The sequence below is a fragment of the Bradyrhizobium sp. th-b2 genome (assembly GCF_000426785.1).
Classification (GTDB): domain Bacteria; phylum Pseudomonadota; class Alphaproteobacteria; order Rhizobiales; family Xanthobacteraceae; genus Bradyrhizobium; species Bradyrhizobium septentrionale.
In genome coordinates, this window is sequence record NZ_AUGA01000146.1 from 1 (window position 1) to 7,003 (window position 7,003).

At 58.6% G+C, this 7,003-nt stretch carries 6 protein-coding genes and 1 pseudogene; 2 read left to right on the forward strand and 5 right to left on the reverse strand.

Translation table 11 applies throughout. The features are described from left to right. Window positions 1–581 precede the first annotated feature (581 nt). Window positions 582–1,031, reverse strand: a complete 450-nt coding sequence (locus K359_RS0146035; RefSeq protein ID WP_029085042.1) for a hypothetical protein — start codon at window positions 1,029–1,031, stop codon at window positions 582–584. Window positions 1,032–1,400: 369 nt separating this feature from the next. Then, entirely contained in the window at window positions 1,401–1,658 is a 258-nt protein-coding gene (locus K359_RS62650) for a hypothetical protein (protein ID WP_156929091.1), read from the reverse strand. 966 nt (window positions 1,659–2,624) lie between these two features. Between K359_RS62650 and K359_RS0146045 the strand changes: the two genes are divergently transcribed. Then, the gene (locus K359_RS0146045; protein WP_029085043.1) at window positions 2,625–3,350 is read left to right on the forward strand and encodes a LuxR family transcriptional regulator; all 726 of its coding nucleotides are present in this window, start codon (window positions 2,625–2,627) and stop codon (window positions 3,348–3,350) included. A gap of 613 nt (window positions 3,351–3,963) precedes the next feature. Here the strand turns inward: K359_RS0146045 and K359_RS0146050 are convergent. The 3 genes and pseudogenes from K359_RS0146050 to K359_RS56075 form a co-directional block, all read right to left on the reverse strand. After that, window positions 3,964–4,686, reverse strand: coding sequence for an outer membrane protein (locus K359_RS0146050; RefSeq protein WP_029085044.1), 723 nt, complete (start codon window positions 4,684–4,686; stop codon window positions 3,964–3,966). A gap of 608 nt (window positions 4,687–5,294) precedes the next feature. Then, window positions 5,295–5,540, reverse strand: coding sequence for a hypothetical protein (locus tag K359_RS0146055; RefSeq protein ID WP_029085045.1), 246 nt, complete (start codon window positions 5,538–5,540; stop codon window positions 5,295–5,297). A 592-nt stretch (window positions 5,541–6,132) separates the two neighbouring features. Then, window positions 6,133–6,649 (reverse strand): annotated as a pseudogene (locus tag K359_RS56075) (transposase); the annotation flags it as partial. 59 nt (window positions 6,650–6,708) lie between these two features. Between K359_RS56075 and K359_RS60385 the strand changes: the two are divergent. After that, window positions 6,709–7,003, forward strand: a 295-nt coding sequence (locus K359_RS60385; protein ID WP_029084789.1) for a transposase, incomplete at its 3' end; no start/stop codon positions are given.

The window sequence follows — 7,003 nt, forward strand, 5'->3', positions numbered from 1 at the left end:
CCCCCCGTTCGCCCAACCTACACCTCAAGCGCGTTGCAAAGTACGGGTCGTCAGGCGGTGAAAAGCCGAAGGCAATCCCGCGCGCCTTGTCAGAGCAGATGTGCGGCCACATCAAGCGGACTAAAAAAAGCACTCTCACGAATAGGACGGGCTAAACAGCCTAATCGGGCAAACTTTCGAGAAGCTGACGAGGTCTGCGGTCCCGGAAGGCGTGGGGCCCAATTTTCTGCGTCCCCATTGCGCTGCCGCGCCTCCGCGCTTGGACCCGAGTTCGACCTGGTCGATTCCAAGCGGCACGATCATGTTACCCCCAGCGGCAACACGCAGCGTTTTCGGTTCAGCCGCTATCTGCGAAGGTGATGCGATGTATCGCCTTCGTCCGATTCGGACCCGAGCCGTCGCGAAGCAGCCGTTATCTGCGGAGAGCGTAGTCGCAACAGTGTTGATGTCGATAATGCAAATCTGGATAGTGCGAATGCTTGTGGCGAAGCGGCTCGTGGAGATGCCGGTGCGAATGCGGCTCCGCTGCCGCGGCTTCAGCATGCAAATGCTGGTGGTGTTTTGCGGCGAGTCAAGCGAAGTCATCCGATCCGGTGATGTCGATCCGGAAAGCCGGCCCCAAGCGTCAGTTCAGCGCCACTCCGGGCTTCCGCGCGGAAGAGTTCATTCCCGATATCTGCAAGGGATGCTCTTCCTGAGCGGTGATGGAATTCGATGACAAGCGTCGGAACCGCTAAGACTTCATCGCGCGGATAGGTGCCGCACGATGTTTTCATCGCGCCTTGTTTTTGAACGTGCAACCCTAGTCTGAATGTGTCGATGAACGAGTTGCCGGCCGGCAAGCCAATCTGGGCTTGGGAGTGCCGAATAGGAGCTCCTCCTAGAGAGAAGGGCTGAACGTTTATCTTTTTAACCACAATGTCCACGCGGTAGCCGGCGGCGGGAATCTGGAAGTGCAACTTGGCGAGGCGAGTTGCCTCTCGCCGCTTATGCTCACCATGCTCGGCATCTCTCCTCCAGATGCCCAGCATGCGTTTCGTTCGACGTCTGGCGAGTCATGAACAAGAAGCTGCTTGTGCGACGAAGACCCCAATAGAGAATTGTACAACCCGACGCTACGTCCGATACAAGTTTCTGGGAGCGCGCATGAAAACAATTCGGACTGGAGGTCAAAGCAATCGACGAGCCTCAATTCCGCCACGCTGCTTGTCTCATTGCCACAAGCATCATCACGGATGTACTGATGATGTTGGGGCGGACCCGGCGCACTTCCAACCCCGGCAAAGTGCGTCGGGGCGCCTTGGTTCGACGGCGTCTCGCGCTCGCCGAATTCGGGCAGAATGATCTGTCGAGTCCCCCTATGTTGCGGCGCGAATTGCGAGCTGTCGCCGTGACCCCGATCACTTTGAACTATCGATAGGATCGATTTCGCCAAACTCGAGCAGATCGATGGCTCTGCATAGGTACAATGAGGACCTTCGAGCCAATCGCGCATGAGTTTCGCGCCCTTCAAGACAAGCGGGTGGTGTTCCTCGCGGATGCTGGATGCGATGGAGCCGTTCAAGCGTATAATGCGTGAGCAGCAGCGCGAGCAGCTCGCTCCAGCGCAGAGAGCTGCAATTGGGCTGACTGATCTCGATTGATTCGTGCTGCGCCATTGTCGCGTTTCCTCCCGATGTCGCGATCGCTTCAATGTGCCTAAGGCGCGCGAACGCGTCGTCCGTCTTTCAAGCCATTGATCAGACGGATGGTTTCGCGTGGCCGGCAATTGGTACGACGCTTGCTGTTCAGATGCCACGTCCTCTCCTTTCTGGAGATGTGTATGCAAAGTGTCGTCTGCATCACGCGAGCCTCGCGCCTCCGCGCATGTAAAGTTGCGCCGCCGTCGCGGCCAAAATTTGCAGGCACAACCCATTCGCGCTGGACCTGCCCGACCTTCCCCGTCCGACACGGGGCACTGATGCTAGGCGGCTACCTTCTGCCTCGGGTAGTACCCCGTAAAGCTCATCGATCACCTCTTCGAGGCAGTCGAAAGGAGAGGACCACTCACGGGCTAACGGCGCCAATTCGCTGGATTGGGAGGAAGAATAAGGTTGCTGTCGTTGTTACTGGCACGCAGAAGATCGATGACCACACCGCGCAGTTCGATCCTGGCGCCGCCAAAACGATCGATGTGCTCTATCTCACCTGGATCGCGCGGCGAAGCTTCATTCGGCGGGACATCGGTTTCATACGGCCCAGTCTGAGCAGAGCCGACGTTTTAGCCGCGGGCCGGCCCCCCCAACCCAGGGCGAGCTGGGCAATCGTCAATGTGCCCATGCATCATCGGATGAGCCGGACAGACCATATTGAGGGGGCATCGGCGCGGCGGTTGCCGCGTGCGGTTCAACCTTTGATCAAGGATAGCGGCGGCACCTCGCAATGTTTGAAGGATGCGTCACGCGACCACAGCGGACGGGAGGGGGACAAGTTCGGCAATGGCAGATCTGGCGCAGCATCCGAGCGCTCCGGCCTTGACGAAGAGCAACCCAAGAGTTCAGGTCATGGAAAGAAACTTGGCTCCGCCTGAAACAAGCGCAATCGAACACACCGACACCGATGGTGATGGGCGTCCTGAGGCGCCTATGGATCTTTTTAGCTTCACTGAATGCGCAAACCGGACACATTCTCTCAGAGCCCTGTTCGACCTTCTTGTAAGCTGTGCGAGCCAGGAGGGCTTTACTGAAGTTTCCTATGGATCTCTCAACTTCGTCGAGCCACTTCGGCTGGCGGACTACCCACCCCCGACCGTAGCCGTGAAATGGCCAATAGACTGGTGCGACCGCTATTTTAAACGCAAGTACCATACCATCGATCCGGTGGTCCGGCGCACTCCGCTGCTTTCGCGGCCTTATCTGTGGGATCAGCTCGGCCAACAATATCAACTTCAGCCGGACGAAAGACGGGTGCTTGACGAGGCTAGAGAGGCAGGTCTGAAGCATGGTATGAGCGTGCCATTGTTTGGTCCGCTGGGCCGGGTATCTGTCGCCTCGTTTGCGTCTCCATCAGAGGATATTGATCCTCAGCATTGCATCAGTCACCTCAACGCTCTGGCTTGGCAATTTCACACTGCCTATGGCGAAATCGCGCGCCGCGCGGATGCTGACTGCGACAGGAAAGTTGCGCTGTCACAGCGGGAAACCAGCTGCATACGGTGGGTGGCCGAGGGTAAATCGTCGTGGGAAATCGGGATCATCTTGCAAATCAGCGAGAATACTGTGAACTTTCATATTAAGAATGTGATGCGAAAGCTGGGCGCGACGAGTCGAATCCAGGCCGCCATCATGGCCGTTCGACTCAATGTCCTTTGATACCAGCTGGGAGCAAACGCCGGCTGTTTCACAACTTTCAATGTGGCGCTTGCCACCGAAACTGCCGCGCAACGATCGATCGGGAAAAAGCGCATTGAAATCTGACGCCGCGTCAACTTCGGATCCGCTACGTGCCAATGTCGGATGAAAAGGCCCTTGAAAAGGTAATGCGTGCGGAACTGATGAGATCCCCAGACCCGCGGGGCGAGTACAGAAGCGGCTCGTCCAACGCTCCGCCTTTGAGACATCGCCGCATCGTATTGGTCGTGATGCCGACGCCCCCAACAACAACGTGTCGCTCGAAGCATCACTTCAATACGATCGCCTAGGGCAAGGTGGCCGCGCCAGTGGCCTACGTCGTCTGGAGCTGCTTGCGCTCAGCCGGCGAAAACCGGTGATCATCCCGGCATCTGGCTCATAAATTTGGTGGCGCCGCGTACACCATTTGATGGTAGCTGCCATTTGAGTGACGTCGCGCAGTCCGTCGAGAGACCGAGCTCGGGATTCAGGAAAAATTCGGCCGCGGCCGGGCCGCTGCAGAGAGCGCCTCCTGAAGAAAGAGCCCCGACCCAGGTCGAGGCTCTCGATTGACCGCGCTAGTGCGTAGAGATCATTATTTGCCAAGCACCGGGCTGAGCTTGTAATTGAACCGCGCTGTGATCAGATCGACGTCCTGGTGGACGCGATCCACGCCGGCACCTGGGAAGGCTACATTGGTGCCCTGCATGAACAAATGGTCATACTCGACGCCGGCGGACCAGCTCGGCGTAAGACTGACTTCGACACCGGCGCCCAGCGCGCCACCCCAACGCACATTGCTGCTTTTGGCAATCTCCGTACCAGTCGCCACTGAGTCGATGTGGTAGGTGTTGCTGGTCACGGCGGCACCGCCCTTGGCGTAAAGCAGCACGGCATTGAATGCGTAGCCAATCTGGCCAGCAAGCAACCCGAACGCATCCGTCTTGGTGCGGAGGGTGTCGGCCGGGAAGGCGGTGCTGACATTGGAGCCGCTGAAGTCGGCCCAATTGCCCTGGCCCTCGATGCCGTAAACCATATTGAAGATCTGCCAACGATAGCCAATCTGGCCGCCGATCGAACCACCTGTCGAATTATGGCAGCCCTCGGGAGTGACGCCATTGAAATTCCAGCAATTATGGCCAGCCCCCCAGCCGCTATTGATACCGATATAGTAGCCGGTCCAGTCAGTGATCGGGGCCGCGATTGGCATCGGCGGCGCCTTTATATTGACGGGCTGCACGGCGAAGTCTGCGCCAAGCGCCGGTGCCGCTGCACTGAGCGCGACAATGCTTGCAGTCAGAATCAGAAAGCTCTTCATTTCGAGTGTCGTTCCTTTCGGTGCCCCCCGGCGCTGTGCGTCTTAACAACATCGACGCCGATTGCTGTAACTGCAGGACAACAATCCTTCGGGAGAAATGCGCGGAACCGCACGTGGCGTCAGATTGTGGAGCGTGCAAGGACGTCACGCGCACCCGTCAGCGAAATGCGCCGAATCTGGCTTGGGCTCACACGCAAAATACGCCAATGGAAATTCGGATCAGTCAACGTTGGAAGACGTGAGGCGTTATGGTGCAGCGTGCTCCTTGAGACTGCGGTTTCGCGTCGCGGTGCGCCGTGATATGGGGTGTAAGCTCCCCGTCAAGAACCAGCGCGAGAGCCGAGCTGCGTAAGTCCTGCCGGTGCGTGATGAGCTGCTTGGCGAGTGCTCTCAGGCGGGCCGCGCTTTATCAAGCCGTCGAGGAACACCCGATCGCAAGGCACGTGCGATCACAACGCGCGCGGCGTTGCGGCGCCTTCAGCGCGGCGAAAGATATGAGTGGAGGAAGGTCAGATCGGTCACCATCGGCGTCGACGTTCATTCTTGGCTGAATGACGGGGCAAACCTGGCGAACCGGATCTCTCTTGCCAGTGGATGTGCGAGGAAGCCTATTGCGTGGTCGCATGCGCAAGCTCGGCGCGCAAATTGCGTATCGCCTCGTTTGCAAGATGGAGTGCATTGCGTTCGCCGTTCCTTACCGAGCTCGCCAGTAAATCGCGCAATCGGCGATGAAGGACGGACTTCAGATTGTGCGCTAGGATCGGATCACTCTCGACAAAGCGCCACGCTTTATCAAACGCCACACTCACGAGAGCCTCTGGCGCCTGGACCTGCTGGGATAAGTCGTGATCCATCTCAAACTCCACTGCAACGCCCTTCAAAGACAAATCAGTTTGTCCCAAACGAAACCGAGAGCATGTGGCCAGCGCTCAATTCGGTTGCGATCTTGCTCGCGCATCGAGCTACGCTCGGCGCCATAATGAACATTATATAGATGCTTGTTGAAGTTCGGATGACCGAGCGTCGTAATGTCGATCAATTGGAATTAATCTCGGAGCGAGTGAAGCGAACAACGCAGTACAAGCGTCTCTAGCGGTACCGCTTGAGGTCCGCTAACGGTGCAAGGCGTTGTTTCAGGCGATCAAACTTCGCTCGTGCCAGTCGCAGCTACAACACGACCATGGCGGTCGGGGTCGTCCACCATTTGCAGATCTCAAGCGAACAGCGTGGTCGTTTTCTGAGATGTCGGCTTCCGATCAAGCCCGGCATATTCCGGACAAGTGTTGTTGGTGTTGTGACATGTGTCGGGGCATTCTCTTGCTCGCATTATGGATCTAAGCCCCGTACAAGCCGAACACGTTAGAAGAGGATGAAAAACGCCAGCGCCGATCGGGCCGGAATTGATCCAGAGTGCGCCGGATCGTGTCCACGGGCGTGGTGTGGCGCGTTGAGGCGCTCGATCGGGTTGGTCGAGTGCAGCTTGGTTCGATGCTGGGGCGGGTACGTCATGTAGGCGAGCACATCGGTCTCGGCCTCGTCGAGGAAGCCAGCAAGCTCGGGCAGCTTGGGGCGGAGCTGGTCGGCGACCTTCCGCCCACTGCGCTTGGGCGGTCTCGGCATCGTCCTGGGCAAAGGCGGAGACGACGCGCCGTCCGCTCTTGCCGGCATGCGACCAACGCGTTGCGCATGAAGTGCACGCGGCAGCGCTGCCAAGTGGCGTTGAGCACCTTGCTGATGGCGGCCTTGATGCCCTCGTGCGCGTCGGACACAACCAGCTTGACGCCGCGCAGGCCGCAGCGGGCGAGCTTGCGCAAGAACTCCGTCCAGAATGTCTCGGCTTCGGAAGGGCCAATGTCCATGCCGAGAACCTCGCGGTGGCCGTCACTGTTGACGCCGACCGCGACAATCACCGCGACCGACACATGCGGCCATTCTGGCGCACCTTCACGTAGGTGGCGTCGATCGTATCCGTCCGAGGGCGGCCGTCTTGCGAGTTTTTCCGATCTGTAGCTGACTGTCCTTATGGACGGACATAAGGACAGTGCGGTGCTGAGCCGCATGGATTTGGTGGAGACCGGTCGGCGGCGACGCTGGACGCGTGCGGAGAAGCTCAGAATCGTAGAGGAGAGCTTCTCGGGGCCACGACTGGTGTCGGCGACGGCTCGCCGGTATGGGATATCACGTCAGCTTCTGCTGAGCTGGCGCAAGGCTTGGACCTGTCATGATCCGGCCGAAGAGGATTCGATCGGCCCGACATTCGTCCCTGCGATAGTTGCGGCAAGTACGCCGCCAACGACGGAAGCTGTCGAGACAGGTC